Origin of the sequence: Pedobacter nutrimenti, from assembly GCF_003208655.1 — a bacterium.
Classification (GTDB): Bacteria; Bacteroidota; Bacteroidia; order Sphingobacteriales; family Sphingobacteriaceae; genus Pedobacter; species Pedobacter nutrimenti.
This window is the reverse complement of sequence record NZ_QKLU01000009.1, coordinates 104282-121779: the sequence shown is the minus strand read 5'-3', so window position 1 is coordinate 121779 and position 17498 is coordinate 104282. Positions and strand designations below refer to the sequence as shown.

At 42.3% G+C, this 17498-nt stretch carries 13 protein-coding genes; 11 read left to right on the top strand and 2 right to left on the bottom strand.

The genetic code is table 11. The annotated features are described in order from the left end of the window. Positions 1–32: 32 nt before the first annotated feature. From B0O44_RS21665 to B0O44_RS21640, 6 genes are all read left to right on the top strand, one after another. On the top strand, positions 33–491 hold the full coding sequence (locus B0O44_RS21665; RefSeq protein ID WP_110834192.1) for a MarR family winged helix-turn-helix transcriptional regulator: 459 nt from the start codon (positions 33–35) through the stop codon (positions 489–491). Continuing rightward, positions 469–2832, top strand: coding sequence for a 3-hydroxyacyl-CoA dehydrogenase/enoyl-CoA hydratase family protein (locus B0O44_RS21660; RefSeq protein WP_110834319.1), 2364 nt, complete (start codon positions 469–471; stop codon positions 2830–2832). Before B0O44_RS21665 ends, B0O44_RS21660 begins: the two co-directional genes overlap by 23 nt. Before the next feature lie 25 nt (positions 2833–2857). Next, on the top strand, positions 2858–4036 hold the full coding sequence (locus B0O44_RS21655; RefSeq protein ID WP_110834191.1) for an acetyl-CoA C-acyltransferase: 1179 nt from the start codon (positions 2858–2860) through the stop codon (positions 4034–4036). A 58-nt stretch (positions 4037–4094) separates the two neighbouring features. After that, positions 4095–5885 carry an acyl-CoA dehydrogenase family protein gene (locus tag B0O44_RS21650; protein ID WP_110834190.1) on the top strand — a complete coding sequence of 597 codons (1791 nt, stop codon included), beginning with the start codon at positions 4095–4097 and terminating at the stop codon, positions 5883–5885. Between the two features lie 115 nt (positions 5886–6000). Then, on the top strand, positions 6001–6525 hold the full coding sequence (locus tag B0O44_RS21645; RefSeq protein WP_170123386.1) for an FKBP-type peptidyl-prolyl cis-trans isomerase: 525 nt from the start codon (positions 6001–6003) through the stop codon (positions 6523–6525). A gap of 11 nt (positions 6526–6536) precedes the next feature. Further along, positions 6537–7499: an FKBP-type peptidyl-prolyl cis-trans isomerase gene (locus B0O44_RS21640; protein WP_110834188.1), complete on the top strand. Its 963-nt coding sequence runs from the start codon at positions 6537–6539 to the stop codon at positions 7497–7499. Between the two features lie 8 nt (positions 7500–7507). Here B0O44_RS21640 and B0O44_RS21635 read toward each other — a convergent pair whose 3' ends face one another. Together B0O44_RS21635 and B0O44_RS21630 are read right to left on the bottom strand one after the other, a co-directional pair. Continuing rightward, entirely contained in the window at positions 7508–8815 is a 1308-nt protein-coding gene (locus tag B0O44_RS21635) for a cryptochrome/photolyase family protein (RefSeq protein WP_110834187.1), read from the bottom strand. A 39-nt stretch (positions 8816–8854) separates the two neighbouring features. Next, on the bottom strand, positions 8855–9763 hold the full coding sequence (locus B0O44_RS21630; protein WP_110834186.1) for a TIGR01777 family oxidoreductase: 909 nt from the start codon (positions 9761–9763) through the stop codon (positions 8855–8857). Between the two features lie 264 nt (positions 9764–10027). Between B0O44_RS21630 and B0O44_RS21625 the strand changes: the two genes are divergently transcribed. From B0O44_RS21625 to B0O44_RS21605, 5 genes are all read left to right on the top strand, one after another. Next, the gene (locus B0O44_RS21625) at positions 10028–11305 is read left to right on the top strand and encodes a DASH family cryptochrome (RefSeq protein WP_245943766.1); all 1278 of its coding nucleotides are present in this window, start codon (positions 10028–10030) and stop codon (positions 11303–11305) included. A 129-nt stretch (positions 11306–11434) separates the two neighbouring features. Continuing rightward, positions 11435–12313 carry a MerR family transcriptional regulator gene (locus B0O44_RS21620; RefSeq protein ID WP_245943765.1) on the top strand — a complete coding sequence of 293 codons (879 nt, stop codon included), beginning with the start codon at positions 11435–11437 and terminating at the stop codon, positions 12311–12313. 65 nt (positions 12314–12378) lie between these two features. Beyond that, positions 12379–15174, top strand: a complete 2796-nt coding sequence (locus B0O44_RS21615) for a 2-oxoglutarate dehydrogenase E1 component (RefSeq protein ID WP_110834185.1) — start codon at positions 12379–12381, stop codon at positions 15172–15174. Positions 15175–15192: 18 nt separating this feature from the next. Then, on the top strand, positions 15193–16428 hold the full coding sequence (gene odhB / locus B0O44_RS21610) for a 2-oxoglutarate dehydrogenase complex dihydrolipoyllysine-residue succinyltransferase (protein WP_110834184.1): 1236 nt from the start codon (positions 15193–15195) through the stop codon (positions 16426–16428). Between the two features lie 152 nt (positions 16429–16580). Next, on the top strand, positions 16581–17444 hold the full coding sequence (locus tag B0O44_RS21605; protein WP_245943764.1) for a hypothetical protein: 864 nt from the start codon (positions 16581–16583) through the stop codon (positions 17442–17444). Positions 17445–17498 lie beyond the last annotated feature (54 nt).

The window sequence follows — 17498 nt, the reverse complement described above, 5'->3', positions numbered from 1 at the left end:
TCATTAGCTTTGTTATGCAAGCATAATAATTAATGAAACAGCAGGAAACAGTAGATTATTTTTTAAAGGTCGTTTGGCAAAACGTCTCTAACGCCTATAACCAGATTGCTTCGGGATTTGGAATTACCCAAGCCATTGGTTATGTGTTGATTAATATCGAAAAGGAAGGTACGGCGGTTTCCAAGCTTGCCGGCTTGCTGGGGGTAAAAGCAACAAGTTTATCCAGAATGTTAAACAATATGGAAGAAATGGGGTTGATTTATAGGGAGACTTCCGAAGGGGACAAGCGTTCTGTAAAAGTTTTCCTGACTGAGCTCGGCCGGCAAAAGAGGCAGATGGCCAAAGGAGTGGTTATTTCTTTTAATGAATACCTGAATGAAAATTTGAGCATACAGGAAAAGAACAACCTGATTGCGACCCTGCAAAAATTGAATAAACTTACTTTAGCATATACAATTACTACAGATGATGATAAACAAAAAGATAAATAAGGTAGCAGTTCTGGGCTCTGGTATTATGGGTTCACGTATTGCCTGTCACTTTGCGAATATAGGTGTCGAGGTATTGTTGCTGGATATTGTGCCCAAAGAGGGCCCGAGGAACAGCATTGTAGATACAGCTTTACAATCGGCTGTGAAAACCAATCCGTCCCCGGTTTATTCAAAAAAAGTATTGAATAAAATTACCACTGGTAATTTTGAAGATGATATGCACAGGATTGCAGGTTACGACTGGATTATAGAGGTTGTGGTCGAAAACCTGGACATTAAGAAAAAAGTATTTGAGCAGGTGGAACAGCACCGCAAGCCGGGTACCCTGGTGACCTCCAATACCTCAGGTATACCCATACACTCGATGGCCGAAGGCCGATCGGATGATTTTAAAGCAAACTTCTGTGGTTCGCACTTTTTTAATCCGCCGCGTTACCTCCGTTTACTGGAAATCATTCCAACTCCGCACACTAAACCGGAAATTGTAGGTTTTTTAATGCATTACGGAGATAAGTTTCTTGGAAAAACAACCGTATTGTGTAAAGATACTCCTGCGTTTATTGCCAACCGCGTTGGGGTTTATTCCATTATGGCCTTATTACACCTGGTGGAAAAAATGGACCTGAGCGTAGAAGAGGTGGATAAATTTACGGGCCCTGCCCTGGGAAGACCTAAATCGGCGACTTTCCGCACGACCGATGTGGTTGGACTGGATACCATGGTCAAAGTAGCCAAAGGCCTTTATGACAATTGTCCGCAGGACAAAGCCCATGACCTGTTTAAGCTTCCGGCTTATGTACAGAAAATGGATGAAAACAAATGGCTGGGAGATAAAACCGGCCAGGGTTTTTATAAAAAAACCAAGGATGCTTCAGGTAAAACAGAGATTCTGGCCTTGGATCTGAAGACACTGGAATACCGCCCTCAGCAAAAAGTAAAATCTGCAACGCTGGACCTGACCAAAACTATTGAAAATGTAAAGGAACGGATGAAGGTTTTTGCAGCAGGAAAAGATAAAGCAGCGGAATTGTTCAGGGCTTCTTCCTTTGGTCTTTTTGAATATGTTTCGGACCGCATCCCCGAAATTTCCGATGAGCTTTACCGTATTGATGACGCCATGCGGGCTGGTTTTGGCTGGGATTTAGGTCCTTTTGAAATCTGGGATGCTGTTGGCGTTAAGGCCGGAGTTGAGGGAATGAAAGGCTATGGCCATGAACCTGCAGCCTGGGTGCTGGACATGTTGTCCGCTGGTCATGATTCTTTTTACAAGGTCGAAGAAGGGATAAAAAAATATTATGATATTCCTTCCAAAAGTTATAAAGCGCTTCCGGGTGCTGCAGATTTTATTGTACTGGATAACCTTCGTGCAAATAAAACGATCTGGAAAAACTCAGGTGCTTCCATTATTGACCTTGGCGATGGCATATTGAACGTGGAATTCCACTCAAAAATGAATACCATTGGAGGGGATACGCTGCAGGCCATCAATAAGGCCATTGATCTGGCCGAAAAAGAATACAGGGGCGTGGTGATTGGTAACGACGGGGCTAATTTCTCTGCCGGGGCTAACGTGGGAATGATTTTTATGATGGCCGTAGAACAGGAATGGGACGAACTGAACCTGGCGATCCGTACTTTCCAGAATACTTCTATGCGCATCCGTTATTCTTCTGTTCCGGTCGTGGTCGCGCCACATAACCTGACCCTTGGCGGAGGCTGCGAATTTAGCCTTCATGCAGACCATGTGCAGTTAAATGCAGAGACCTATATGGGGCTGGTTGAATTTGGTGTGGGCGTGATTCCTGGAGGGGGTGGAACCAAAGAGTTTGCCCTGCGTGCTTCGGATGAATATAAAGAAGATCAGATTGTACAGAACACACTTAAAGACCGTTTCCTAACCATAGGAATGGCAAAAGTATCGACTTCGGCCGTTGAAGCCTTTGAATTGGGCTACTTACAGAAAGACAAATATTCCATCAGTATGAACAGGAGCCGCTTAATCGCTGATGCCAAAGCGAAGGCCATTGAATTGGCAGAAGCTGGGTATACCCAGCCAGTTAGGCGCAAGGACATCCGGGTTTTGGGTAAACAAGGTCTGGGAATTGTGTATGCTGGTGCAAATACCATGTATTCTGGTCATTATATTTCGGAACATGATAAAAAAATCTCAGAAAAACTAGGCTGGGTCATGTGTGGGGGGGACCTTTCTTCACCAACAGAAGTTACCGAACAGTATTTGCTGGACCTGGAAAGAGAAGTATTCCTGTCACTTTGCGGGGAAAGAAAAACCCTGGAACGCATACAGAGTATTGTAACCAAGGGCAAGCCACTGAGAAACTAATTCATTATTTTAAAAAGACATAAACATGCAGGAAGCATATATTATAGCAGGATATCGTACAGCCGTGGGCAAGGCTCCAAGGGGTGTATTTCGTTTTACAAGAGCGGACGATCTGGCCGCTGAAGTGATCAGGGAACTGGTGGCATCTGTGCCCAACCTGGATAAAGAGCAAATCGATGATGTGATTGTCGGTAATGCGACCCCGGAAGCAGAACAGGGCCTGAATGTGGGCCGAATGATTTCCCTGATGGGGCTCGATACAGACAAGGTACCCGGGGTAACCGTGAACAGGTATTGCGCTTCGGGGCTGGAAACCATAGCCACCGCCGTGGCTAAAATCAGAAGTGGCATGGCCGATTGTATTATCGCTGGTGGGGTAGAAGTGATGTCAGGTATGCCTTTTGGTGGCTGGAAAGTCGTTCCCAATGCCGATGTTGCTAAAAAGAACCCTGACTGGTACTGGGGTATGGGTTTAACGGCCGAAGCAGTCGCAACAGAATACAAAGTGAGCCGGGAGGATCAGGATGAATTTTCTTATCATTCTCACCGCAAGGCGGTGGAAGCGATTCAAAACGGACACTTGAAAGAGGGCATATTGCCCATAACAGTGACAGAGAATTATCTGGATGCCAATTTAAAGAAACAGACACGCAGTTATGTAGTGGATACCGATGAAGGGCCCAGAGCAGATACTTCTATAGAAAAACTGGCCAAATTGAAGCCTGTTTTTGCTGCAGATGGTTGTATTACGGCAGGTAATTCTTCCCAGACTTCTGACGGGGCAGCCTTTGTGCTGGTCGTTTCAGAAAGTAAATTAAAAGAACTCGGTGTACAGCCAATTGCCAGAATGGTGAGTTATGGGATTGCTGGGGTGCCTCCAAGAATTATGGGAATCGGTCCCATCTATGCCATACCAAAGGCTTTGAAACAGGCAGGAATGAAACTGGATCAACTGGAACTCATTGAACTGAACGAGGCTTTTGCCTCCCAATCTTTGGCCGTGGTTAGGGAACTGGGTATTAATAAAGAGATCCTGAATGTAAATGGTGGCGCCATAGCCCTTGGACATCCCCTGGGCTGTACCGGTGCGAAACTTTCTGTTCAATTGTTCAATGAACTTAAAAGACGCAAACAGAAATATGGCATGGTGACCATGTGTGTGGGCAGTGGCCAGGGCGCGGCAGGAATTTTTGAAATGTTGTAAAAAGTTAAATAAAGATACAGGACCGGGCCCCCGGGCCGTACTTTGAAGATAAGTTAATATGGAAACTACAGAAAAACAAACGATTAAAGGTGGTGAATTCCTGATTAAGGATACCACTTACCAGGAGGTTTTTATTCCTGAAGAATTTGATGAAGAACAGCAGATGATCGCACAGACCTGCCGTGATTTTTTAAGCACAGAGGTTTATCCTAACCTGGACCGTATTGACAACCAGGAAGAAGGTTTAATGCCTTCACTAATGGATAAGGCGGGTGCTTTAGGTATTCTGGGTGTATCTATACCGGAAGAGTACGGAGGTTTTGGCAAAAATTTTAATACCTCTATGCTGGTTGCAGATGTCATTGGGGCGGGTCACTCCTTTGCTGTGGCTTTATCTGCCCATACGGGTATTGGTACCTTACCGATTCTGTATTATGGAAATGAAGCCCAGAAGGCGAAATATATTCCTAAACTTGGAACCGGGGAATGGAAAGCCGCGTATTGCCTCACTGAACCCAATTCAGGTTCTGACGCAAATTCGGGTAAAACAAAAGCAAAACTGAGTGCCGATGGCAAGCATTATCTGATCAATGGACAAAAGATGTGGATCACCAATGGTGGTTTCGCAGATGTGTTTATTGTTTTTGCTAAAATTGATGATGACGCCAATTTAACGGCCTTTATCGTAGAACGTAATTTTGGAGGGGTCACCATGAACCCGGAAGAACATAAAATGGGTATTAAGGGTTCTTCTACCCGTCAGGTATTCTTTAACGATTGTCCGGTGCCTGTGGAAAATATGCTTTCTGAGCGTCAGAATGGATTTAAGATTGCAGTAAATATTTTAAATATCGGAAGGATTAAACTGGCTGCGGCCGCTGTTGGTGCATCCAAAGCGGTCATTAGTACTGCGGTGAACTATTCCAATGAAAGGATACAATTTGACCGGCCGATTTCAAAATATGGTGCCATACGTTATAAACTTGCAGAAATGGCAAGTAAGGTATATGCGGTAGAGTCGGCAAATTACCGGGCAGGGCAGAATATCGACGATGCTTATAATGCACTGGTTGCTGGTGGAATGGACGCGAGTAAGGCAAAACTGAAATCTACTGAACAGTTTGCCGTAGAATGTGCTATTCTGAAAGTTTGGGGCTCAGAGGCATTGGATTATGTGGTAGATGAAGGGGTTCAGATTTATGGCGGAATGGGTTTTTCTGCTGAGGCGCCAATGGACAGGGCTTATCGCGATGCCAGGATCAACCGTATTTTTGAAGGTACCAATGAAATTAACCGTTTGCTGACCGTGGATATGATGTTGAAACGGGCAATGAAGGGAGAACTCGATTTGATGACGCCTGCAACTGCAGTAGCCGGGGAGCTGATGTCTATTCCTGATTTTGGAGAAGAAGACGATACGTTGTTTGCTGCAGAAAAGAAAATTCTGAAAAACCTGAAAAAAGCAACTTTAATGGTAGCTGGTGCTGCGGTTCAGAAATTAATGATGAGCCTGTCTAAGGAACAGGAAATTTTGATGAACATTGCCGATATGGCCAGTTATGTCTATGTGGCGGAATCAGCGATGCTGAGAACGGAAAAGCTGGTGAGCCAGAAAGGCGAGCAAGCTTGTGAAGGCCAGCTGAACCTGATGCGCATTTATTTTGTGGAAGCAGTGGATGCCTTGCAAAAAGCAGGTAAAGAAGCTTTGTGGGCTTTTGCTGAAGGGGATGAGCTGAGGATGATGATGGTCGGACTTCGCAGGTTCACTAAAATGGAGGCTTTTAATGTGAAAGAATTGCGTCAAAAAGTGGCGCAAGAACTGATTGCAGCTAATAAATATTGTTATTAACAGTAAAGAGAATTGTGACAAGGCGTTCCTGGGTTCCGGGAACGCCTTTTTTATGGAATTGTTAAAAATGGTTAAAAATTGTTCTATCCCTAATAAAAGACTATTTTTGTGCACTATGTTAAAAAACAAGATTTTATTTGTTGCGATTGCATTTGCAATGGTATTATCTTCCTGTGGAAAAGATGAGACGGAATATGAAGATATCAGGGCAGCGCAATTGAAAATCGACACAAAAATTATCCAACAATACATAGCAGACCAGAAATTAACAGAGTTTAAACAAAGTAACGGATTGTTTTACCAGATCATAAACCCAGGGACAGGTACCGATGTACTGAAGGTGAAAGATACACTTTCGGTGTTTTATGATGGCCGTGTATTGGGACAGCCAAAGGCGTTTGATTCTGTGGCAACCACAACCCCGCGTATACTTATATTGGGAAGTTTGTTCCAGGGGCTGGAGCAAGGTTTTCCACTGATCCGAAAAGGAGGGAAGATGAGGTTGATCATCCCTTCAACAATGGCTTATATTAACCGTCAGGTGGGGACCATACCACCCAATTCTGTACTTGATTTTAACATTAATCTGGTGGATGTAAAACCGAGAATTGAACCAAACACAAATAACCCAAAACCATAAAATAATAAAGAATGCTTAAAAAGATATCTGCATCCTATACACTGGTCTTAGTTGGCCTGATCGTTCTCCTAGGTTCCTGTAAAAAAGAATATGAAAATATTCAGGATACTGACGATGCAAAACTTCAGCAGTTTATTTCTGCAAACAAACTGAATGTGGGGCCAAAAGATGACAGTGGGTTTTATTACTCCATTACCAATGCTGGTACCGGCGATTTGTATAAAACCACAGATTCGGTTTTATATAACATTAGCTTAAAATCCCTTTCCAGTTCAAATGTTTATTATTCCAGCCCTGCAACCGCCAATTTGGGTACTTATGTGGGCTATACCAATAGTTTTACCTATCCTATAGTTCAGGTGATCGGGACATCGGTTACGACGAATTACGGGGGCTTAAGTATTCCGGCCATTCGCACAGTCTTGCAATTGCTCAAACCAGGTGGTTCAGCCAGAATCCTGTTGCCTTCTTACCTGGCTTTTGGAAGAAATGGGAATACGACACTGAATGTGCCTTCGAATGAACTGATCGATCTGACCATAACCACTTTTCCTGAAAAAAAGCAAGCTGATCTGGATGATCGTTTGATCAAGGCTTTTATTGCTGCTAAAGGAATTACCGGCGCTGTGAAAAGAGCTTCAGGCACCTATTATGTCATCACGGATCCCGGAAGTGGGTCGGATGTGATCAATGATGGCACAACCATCAATGCCAATTATACAGGGCGTCTGATCGACGGAACCGTATTTGACGGAAAATCTGATGGGTCTTTTTCCAGTCCATTGGGTAGTCTGGTCTTTGCATGGAGAGAAATTGTTCCGCTGATTCAGAAAGGTGGAAAGGTACGGATTATTGCACCTTCAGCACAGGCTTACGGTACAACAGCCAGGCCAACTACAGTCGCTGGAGGGGTATCTATTCCTGCCAATTCTATTCTTGATTTTGACCTGCAGCTTATTGGGGTCACCAACTAAAAAAGAATTTAGGTTTCATTAAGGGCTTCTTTAAAGACTTTCAAAACCCTTTCTCTTGCAAAAGCATGTTCAACTATGGGTTGGGCATGCTTTTTTTCTTTATATTCTGGTGCCCACTGGTGTATGTACCTGTTTTCAGGATCAAATTTTTTAGCCTGAAGTTCCGGATTAAAAACCCTGAAATAAGGGGCGGCGTCATTGCCACATCCACAGGCCCATTGCCAGCCACCTATATTACTTGCCATGTCGTAATCCAGTAGTTTTTCTGCAAAATAAGCTTCTCCCCATTTCCAGTCAATAAGCAAATGTTTGGTCAGAAAGCTGGCCACAATCATACGGACACGATTGTGCATATAGCCCGTTTGATTGAGTTGCTTCATTCCTGCATCAACTATTGGGTACCCGGTAGTCCCTTTACACCAGGCTTCAAATTCTGTTTCATTATTTCTCCACCGGATCCTGTTGTAAGCAGGTTTAAATGCGCTGTGGGCAGTATGTGGGAAATGCCAGAGGATCATCATGTAGAAGTCTCTCCAGGCCAGTTCTGAAAGCCATTTTTCAGCCCCCTGCTGGATGGCTGTTTTTGCAGCATGGCGTATACTCAGGGTTCCGAAGCGAAGGTGCAAACCAATATGGGTAGTGGCGTCGTCTGCCGGAAAATCCCTTCTTTGTTCATATCCGGAAAGTTTATGCTCGAAATTAATATTGGGAAAGCTGTAATCGGATTTTTGAAAGCCAATTTCTTTCAGGCTGGGAAAAGGTAGTTTTTCGATCTGGACAAGGTTTTTCAGGTATTTTTTAACCGGGTAGGCTTTCAGATAAAATGGATCAAGTTTTTGCCGCCATCTTTTGAAATAGGGTGTGAAAACAGTATAGGGCTTTTGGTCCTCTTTGAGGATCTCTTTGTTTTCAAACAGGACCTGGTCTTTGAAAGTTTCAAAAGGGATATTTTCCGACCTCAGGTATTCGGCTAGCAGCTCATCTCTTTCCCTTGCATAGGGTTCATAGTCTTTATTTGTAAAAACTTTTTTAACCTCATATTCTTCAAGGACCTCTGCCCAAATCTTTTCAGGCTTGCCGTATTTTACTAACAAGGAAGAGCCCAGGCTTCCAAGCTCCTGGTGGATCGTTTCCAGTGTCCGATGAATGAAACTGATTCTGGGATCATCTTTCTGTCCCAGGCGGTCTAAAATTTTTGTGTCAAAAATGAACAGGAGCAGTACCGGCTGTTTATCTTTTAAGGCATGATATAAAGCGGCATGGTCGTGTAGTCTAAGATCTCTTCGCAGCCAGCAGATGCTGATTTGTTTTTTCATACTTATGGGTTGGCCAATATCGACGAAGCCAAAAATGGGTCAGGAATGATAAATGTCTTTTAAAGCGGTGTCCAGTTGGGTAAAGTTAAATGTAAATCCCGAGTCCAGCAATTTTTGGGCTGAAGTATTCGTGCTCATCAGTGCAACAATACTCATTTCTCCAAGAATGGTTTTAAGGAGGCTTTCAGGGACATTAAATGGCCAAACAGGACGGTGAAGATTTTTAGCAATGCTTTTGGTCAGGGTTTTATTTGTGACCGGATAAGGTGCACAGGCATTGTAACTGCCCATCATCAGGTTCTGCTCTATGGCATAACAATAAATGCGCACCATATCTATAATATGGATCCAGGGAACCCATTGTTGACCGTTTCCAAGGGCAGCGCCCGCAAAAAAACGAATGGGTTTTTCCATAGCGGCTAATCCGCCCTGATTTTTCTGAAGGACGAAACCTGTTCTTAGTTTCACAATTCTTAAACTCAATGTTTTTCCCTTATCTACAGCATTTTCCCATTCTCTGCAGCAGGATGCTAAAAAGCCATAGCCATTATCGCTTTCTTCTGTCAGGATCTCTTCGCCGCAGTCTCCATAGTAACCTACCGCAGAAGCGGAAATGAAACTTTTAACCTGATTGGGTTGTTCAAGTATGGTTTTGTAAAGAAGGGCGGCCGATTTGGTCCTGCTTTCTATAATTTGCCTTTTTCGTTCCTTTGTCCATTTTTTTTCTGCGATATTTTCACCTGCCAGATGCACTATGGTATCGATACCGTTCAAGCAGTTTTTGTCTATTTTTTCTTCATAAACATCCCAAAGGTAAACAGTGACCCCTTTTATTTTTAAGGGTTTTCTGGAAAGTACGGAAACACGGTGCCCTCTTTTTAACAAAGTCTTTAAAAGCGCCTTTCCGACCATTCCAGTCGAACCTGTTATTAAAATATGTTTTTCCATGACATTTTTTTTAGCGTTCAGCGAATAAGGCTATGATCACTGGTACGCGAAACTCGTGAGATCGTCCATTTTAGACCATTGAATATTTTTGTAAATATAATCATCCGGACATGCATGGTTTTATGTGCATGGATAACCAATGAATAGGTTTTTTGTTTTTTATAACTGAAAATTTGTTTTACTAGTGTAAATATTACGCTTGCCGTTAGTTTTAGGAGATGGAATACTTTATTTTTGTGAGTTACCTGATAAGAAGTTCCTGCTTTGATTAAACTCAAGAAAATATTGGTATGGTTTAGAAACGACCTCCGTTTGCATGACAATGAAATGCTGGTGGAGGCAATTGCTAAATCGGATAGTATTTTGCCGGTTTATGTTTTTGATCCCCGTTACGTAGAACAGACCACACATGGGACATTGAAATCAGGCCTGCTTCGTCAAAAGTTTTTAAGGGAAAGTATTGCTGATTTGAGATCTTCTTTTCAAAAGCTTGGAGGAAACCTGTTGGTTCTTGAAGGTAGGCCCGAGGAATTGTTACCTGAACTTGTGGAACGCTACGACATCGCCGAGGTTTATCACCATCGGGAGGTTGGACCTGAGGAAACAGAGATTTCTGCTCATGTGGAAGACCAGCTCTGGAAATTGAGAATTAATCTGAGACATTTTATTGGTCATACTTTATACAATAAAGAGGACCTGCCTTTTCCAATTAAGGACATTCCTGATGTTTTTACCCAGTTTAAAAAGAAAACCGAGCGGGATGCCATCGTAAAAGCATGTTTCCTTGCTCCTGAAGTAATTAATTTTACCGAACTGGAAGATTGGGGTGAACTGCCTTTGCTGAATGATGCTGGTGGCGAAGATCCTTTTTTAAGGGGCGGAGAGCGGGAAGGTTTGCTACATCTGAATGCTTTGCTGGAAGAAGGTTCTTTGGTTTATCAAAAAATACAAGGCAAGGCAGCGGCTGGTTTACCAGCATTCTCTTCAAAACTTTCAGCCTGGCTGGCCCATGGCTGTCTTTCCCCAAGAATGGTGTACTGGTTGGTGAAAGATGCGGAAGATAAATTCGGAACTAATCAAAATTTTAACCAGATTCTTTTAGGCTTGCTTTGGCGGGATTACTTCAGGTTTATGTTTAAAAAACATGGACTCGATTTCTTTAATGATGCCCAGTTGGATTTTGAGCAATCCAGTCCTGAGCAAGAAGAAAAAGATTTGCTGGATCAGTGGAAGCAGGGACGTACCGGGCATCCGGTGGTAGACAATTACATGAAGGAACTCAACGAAACGGGTTTTATTCCTTATCCTGCAAGATTGCTTACGGCTACTTTTTTGATTTATATCTTAAAGATCAGCTGGGTAAGGGGCGCTGCGTACTTTCAGGATAAACTGATCGATTATGCCCCGGCCAGTAATTGGTGTAACTGGGCTATTGTGGCCGGCGGGGGTAAAGACCAACGCTCGGGGAAAAATGCTTTTGATCTGGAGAAACAGTTTAAATTGTTGAATCTGGATCCGGAAGATTCTCCTTTGGTAAACTGATCTGCAGAATATTTTTCCTGATCCTTTAATTAGCCCACTTTAGGGGCATGTGTGGCCATGTTTTTAATAAATGTTCAACAATAATTGTATTTTAAACAAAGTTGTTTAACATTTGTTGTAAATACTAAAGTGAGAAGATTTTCAATTAGCGACATAGAGGGCCTGATCGGTATTAAAGCGCATACCATAAGGGCATGGGAAACAAGGTATAACCTGGTGCCCCCGAAGAGAACTGTAACCAATATCCGGTTCTACGATGAAGAAGATCTTAAAATGCTTCTGAATATTGTAGCTCTTAATGAAAATGGCTATAAGATCAGCAAAATTGCCAAAATGAGCCTGAAGCAGATCAGCGATCTGGTTACCCAGCTAAAAACAGACTGGAACAATGATCAGGTGCAGGTATTGAACCTGGCGGATGCAACCCTGAAATATGATGAGGAAAATTTTTCTAAAATCCTTTCTGGCTGCATTAAAGAAATGGGATTGATTAAAACGATGGATGTTGTTTTGTTTCCTTTTATGAAGCGGGTGGGGATGTTGTGGCAAACCGGGACAATCGATCCTTCTCATGAACATTTTGCATCAAATCTGATCCGGGACCAGATTATTGTTTGCATCGATAAAGTCAAAAAGCCGCATAAAGAAGAACCCAAAAGATTTCTGCTTTTTCTCCCTGAGGCCGAAATGCATGAGACAGGCTTGCTTTTTACCCGCTATCTGTTGAAGAAATGCGGCCATGACACATTGTATCTGGGACAGGAAATTCCCTATAATGACATAAAAAAAGTGATTGGTTCTTACCAACCCGACTATGCTTTTATTGTATTAACCTCGCTGAACCTGGGTAAGGATGTGAATAAAATTATTGAAAAGGTGATGGATTGTCTGGATGTACCTTTGCTGGTTGCAGGCAGTCTGATCTCGGAATTTGACATTCTGGTCAAGGACCATTTGGTCCCCTTGAAGAATGTTTGTGATATGGTTGAATTTCTCGAAGAAATATAAAGAAATTTGCCTGTTTTATTAGGTAAAATCCTAATTTTGCTACACTTATAGCAAATTCATATATAATGGATAATTTATCTTATCTCAGCGGCGAAAATGCCGAATACATAGATTCCCAATACCAAGCTTATAAACAAGATCCCGGTTCGGTTGAATTCGGATGGCAGAAATTTTTTGAGGGTTTTGATTTTGGAAGAACAGCCTCAGGTTCTTCTGTTACAGAAGAAACCCCGGAGCATTTTTTGAAAGAAGTAAATGTGCTGAACCTGATCAACGGTTATCGCACAAGGGGACACCTTTTTACCAAAACAAATCCGGTAAGGGAAAGGCGTAAACACTTGCCTACTCTGGACCTTGAAAATTTCGGTTTAAGTAAGGCTGATCTGGATACTGTTTTTAATTCGGGTGTGGAAATTGGTATTGGAGCAGCTAAGTTGAGCGATATTGTCGCTTTCTTAGAACAAACCTATTGCCGTTCTATTGGTGCTGAGTATAAATTTGTCCGCACGCCAGAGGTGTTGAGCTGGATTGAGAATAAAATGGAGCGTGCCCGTAATACGGCCAGTTTTTCTATTGAAGAAAAACGCCGCATCCTTAAAAAACTAAATGAGGCAGTCAGTTTTGAAAACTTCCTGGGAACGAAATTTCTGGGCCAGAAACGCTTTTCTCTGGAGGGTGCCGAAGCCCTGATCCCTGCTCTTGATTCTGTTATTGAAAAAGGGTCGGAACTCGGAATTGAAGAATTTGTAATTGGTATGGCACATCGTGGCCGTTTAAACGTGCTGGCCAATATCATGCAAAAAACCTATAAAGATATTTTTGCAGAATTTGAAGGTAAGGGCTATAGTGCAGCATCTCCTTTTGGAGGTGATGTGAAATACCATTTAGGTTATTCTACAGATGTAACAACAAACGACGGAAAAAGTGTCCACCTAAGCCTTTGTCCTAACCCTTCTCACCTGGAAACCGTAAATGGTGTGGTCGAAGGGATGACCCGTTCCAAAATTGATTTTAAATATGGGGGTGATAACTCCCGGATTGCACCAATTCTGTTGCATGGTGATGCTTCAGTGGCTGGACAGGGTATTGTTTATGAAGTGATCCAGATGGCTGGTCTGGATGGGTATAAAACCGGAGGAACAATCCACCTGGTGATCAATAACCAGATTGGCTTTACTACCAATTATAAGGACGGCCGTACCAGTACCTATTGTACAGATATTGCAAAGGTTACCCTTTCACCGGTGTTCCATGTGAACGGAGATGATGTGGAAGCCCTGGTTTATGCCATTAACCTGGCTATGGAGTATCGTCAAAGATATAGGAACGATGTATTTATAGACATTCTATGTTACCGCAGGTTTGGACACAATGAGTCTGATGAACCTAAATTTACGCAGCCTTTATTGTATAAAGCAATTGAAAAACATTCAAATCCACGCGATATTTATATCAAGCAACTGATCAGTGAAGGCAAATTGGAAGCCAGTCTTGCCAAGGAAATGGAAAAGGAGTTCAGGGGCATTTTACAAGAACGTTTAAACGAAGCCAAAGAACTGACTTCAACTTATCAGGATGTGAAATTTGGAGGAGCCTGGGCAGATATGCGCATTGCGACAGCCAAAGATTTTGACGCCTCTCCGGATACGGCTGTTAAAAAATCTACCTTGCTGGAGATTGCTAAAAAGATCAGCACCCTACCTTCAGATAAACGTTTCTTCAAAAAAATTGAAAAACTTTTCGAGGAGCGTAGTAAAATGGCCAACACCACCCATGTCTTTGACTGGGCCATGGGTGAACAACTTGCCTATGGAACTTTACTGGAAGAAGGCAAACGGGTACGTTTGAGTGGACAGGATGTGGAACGTGGTACTTTCTCTCATCGCCATGCGGTGTTGACCCTGGAAGATTCAGAAGAAGAATACATCCCACTGGCCAATATTTCCAGTAAACAGGCTCCATTTGATATTTATAACTCGCATTTATCCGAATATGGTGTGCTGGGTTTTGAATATGGTTATGCGATGGCCAATCCGAATGCATTGACCATTTGGGAAGCGCAGTTTGGTGATTTCTTTAACGGTGCCCAAATTGTAGTTGACCAGTATATTGCCAGTGCAGAAACGAAATGGCAAAGAGAAAACGGGTTGGTGATGTTATTGCCACATGGTTATGAAGGACAGGGACCGGAACACTCTTCTGCAAGAATTGAGCGTTTTATGGAACTTTGCGCAGATTACAATATGCAGGTGACCAATTGTACCACTCCGGCTAACTTTTTCCACGTTTTGCGCAGACAATTTAAACGTGATTTCAGAAAGCCTTTGGTTGTTTTTACACCTAAGAGCCTATTGCGCCATCCTTTATGTGTTTCTAAATTAGAAGAATTTACAGAAGGTAAATTTCATGAGGTAATCAATGATGTCAATGTTAAGGCATCAGATGTAACCCGGGTCGTCTTCTGCAGTGGAAAAATCTATTATGAACTGCTGGAAAAACAACAAACAGATAAAATTAAAAATGTAGCGATTGTCCGTTTGGAACAATTGTATCCATTGCCACTTGAGCAGATGGAGAGTGTTTATAAAGGCTATAAAAATGCCAAAGAGGCAATATGGGTACAGGAAGAACCAGAAAATATGGGTGCATGGCCTTATCTGCTCCGTAAACTGAGAAGGACAATCTTTAGTGAGATTGAACTGATTTCCAGAAAAGAAAGCAGCAGTACCGCTTCTGGATTTGCAAAACAACATGCAGATCAACAGGCTTATATTTTGGCAAAAGCATTTGAAGTCCCTGTAACAGAAAAGGAAAAAAGCATTGCGAAAAAATCAGTAGATAAAGTATTTAAGGTAGATTAGAAATATAATACATCAGTTATGAGTATAGAAATAAAAGTTCCGCCGGTTGGTGAATCAATCACTGAGGTTGTTTTATCCCGTTGGGTAAAAAACGATGGTGAAGCAGTTGAAATGGATGAGGTTATTGCTGAACTGGAATCAGATAAAGCAACTTTCGAATTGACCGCTGAGCAGGCAGGAACTTTGAGAACAGTTGCCAGTGAAGGTGATACCTTAGCCATTGGTGCTGTTGTTTGTAAAATAGAGGATTCAGGTACAGCCCCAGCGCCAAAAGCTAAAGAAGAAGCACCAGCGGCTGAAAAAGTGGTGATCGAAGAAAAATCGGTTTCCCCTGTAGCTGAAAAAGGTTCTGAAAATTATGCAACAGGAACACCTTCTCCTGCAGCAGGTAAAATCCTTGCAGAAAAAGGTGTGGATGCAGCCTCAGTTAAAGGTACTGGCGTTGACGGCCGGATTACAAAAGAGGATGCTTTAAATGCGCAGAAATCACCAGCTAAGCCTGCTCCTGCGAGTACGGCTCCTTCAACCCCGGCTCCTGCAGCCCCTGCGGGTTCTAGAAATGAGCGCAGACAAAAAATGACCCCATTGCGTAAAACTGTTGCCAAACGTTTGGTTGCAGTTAAAAACGAAACGGCGATGCTAACTACATTTAATGAAGTGAACATGAAGCCAATCATGGACCTACGCGCCAAATACAAAGACCAGTTTAAAGAAAAATTTGGTGTTGGCTTAGGCTTTATGAGTTTCTTTACAAAAGCGGTATGTGAGGCCTTAAAAGATTTCCCTGCTGTAAATGCACGTATCGAAGGAGAGGAATTGGTCTATAATGACTTCGTGGATGTATCTATTGCGGTTTCTGCGCCTAAGGGACTGGTTGTGCCAATTATTCGTAATGCAGAAAGCATGAGCCTTGCACAGATTGAAAAAACAGTGATTGAACTGGCCACTAAAGCCCGTGACAGTAAATTGTCGCTGGAGGAAATGACCGGTGGTACCTTTACCATTACCAATGGTGGTGTATTTGGTTCGATGATGTCAACCCCGATTATCAATTCACCTCAATCGGCAATTTTAGGTATGCACAATATTATTGAGCGCCCTATTGCTGAAAAAGGGGAGGTTGTAGTTCGTCCAATGATGTACCTGGCCCTTTCTTATGACCACCGGATTATCGATGGAAGAGAGTCGGTTGGTTTTCTTGTTCGTGTAAAACAATTACTGGAAGACCCTGCTCGTTTGTTGCTGGGGGTTTAATGTCAGGAATATATAAAGAAAGACCTGCCTGCTTTGGCAGGTCTTTCTTTTTTTGAATAAATCCGTTTATAAGTCATAATTTTACGCTGCTCATTCAGAGTGAATTACATTAATTATTTTGGACCGTGAAAAAACAATACTTACTATTTTTTTTGTTAATTTTTTCTAGAAAATTAAATGCACAGCAGATTCCTGCTGGCCAGGAGGAAACGCCTAAAATCGGCAAAAGTATTTTCTCCAATGAAGTGAAGAGAAATTTCTCCAGAAAGGGAAACTTTTTTGTTCATTGGGGCTATAACCATTCCTGGTATAATAAAAGTGATATCAATTTTAAAGGGCCTGGTTATAATTTTACCTTAAGAGATGTTGTTGCCCATGACCGCCAGACAGAACTGACCTGGAAGTATCTTAAACCAAGCGAACTGACTATCCCACAGTTTAATTTTCATTTTGGTTATTTTATTAAGGACAATTATAGCATTTCCATTGGTTGGGACCACATGAAATATGTAATGGACATTCCGCAGACCGTAAAGATAGATGGTTATATTGATCCTACAGTTTCAAATCCTGGTATTCCGACTGGTCCTTATGCAGGAAAATACAATGGTCAAATGCTTACCGTTAATCCGGATATGCTGCGCTTTGAGCATACCGATGGTTTGAACTATGCCAGCGTGGAGATAGAACGTCACGATGACATTTGGGTACCCCGGTCACAACAAACTTCCCTGACCATGGAAACGGGGATTGGTGTGGGTGCGGTTATTCCCAGAAGCGAAGTTTATTTGTTTAATGTTGGAGAGAACAATTACTGGAATCTTGCCGGATATGGAGTCTCTGCCAAACTTGGATTTAAATTTTATGTAACTAAGGGACTTTATTTGCAAAACAGCAATAAAGTAGGCTGGATCAATTTGACCAGGATTCATACGACCGGAAGAAATGAATACGATAGTGCAAGTCAGAAAATAACTTATCTTGAAAATTACCTGGTTTTAGGTTACCAGTTTTAAGAAAATCTGCATAAAAAAAGCCCTTTCTTTTGAAAGGGCTTTTTTTATGCTTAA

What these genes read in the sequence shown, in the direction of transcription:
- B0O44_RS21665 (WP_110834192.1), top strand. Translation starts at nt 33, where the DNA reads ATGAAACAGCAGGAAACAGTAGATTATTTTTTAAAGGTCGTTTGGCAA.
- B0O44_RS21660 (WP_110834319.1), top strand. Translation starts at nt 469, where the DNA reads ATGATAAACAAAAAGATAAATAAGGTAGCAGTTCTGGGCTCTGGTATT.
- B0O44_RS21655 (WP_110834191.1), top strand. Translation starts at nt 2,858, where the DNA reads ATGCAGGAAGCATATATTATAGCAGGATATCGTACAGCCGTGGGCAAG.
- B0O44_RS21650 (WP_110834190.1), top strand. Translation starts at nt 4,095, where the DNA reads ATGGAAACTACAGAAAAACAAACGATTAAAGGTGGTGAATTCCTGATT.
- B0O44_RS21645 (WP_170123386.1), top strand. Translation starts at nt 6,001, where the DNA reads ATGTTAAAAAACAAGATTTTATTTGTTGCGATTGCATTTGCAATGGTA.
- B0O44_RS21640 (WP_110834188.1), top strand. Translation starts at nt 6,537, where the DNA reads ATGCTTAAAAAGATATCTGCATCCTATACACTGGTCTTAGTTGGCCTG.
- B0O44_RS21635 (WP_110834187.1), bottom strand. Translation starts at nt 8,815, where the DNA reads ATGAAAAAACAAATCAGCATCTGCTGGCTGCGAAGAGATCTTAGACTA.
- B0O44_RS21630 (WP_110834186.1), bottom strand. Translation starts at nt 9,763, where the DNA reads ATGGAAAAACATATTTTAATAACAGGTTCGACTGGAATGGTCGGAAAG.
- B0O44_RS21615 (WP_110834185.1), top strand. Translation starts at nt 12,379, where the DNA reads ATGGATAATTTATCTTATCTCAGCGGCGAAAATGCCGAATACATAGAT.
- odhB (WP_110834184.1), top strand. Translation starts at nt 15,193, where the DNA reads ATGAGTATAGAAATAAAAGTTCCGCCGGTTGGTGAATCAATCACTGAG.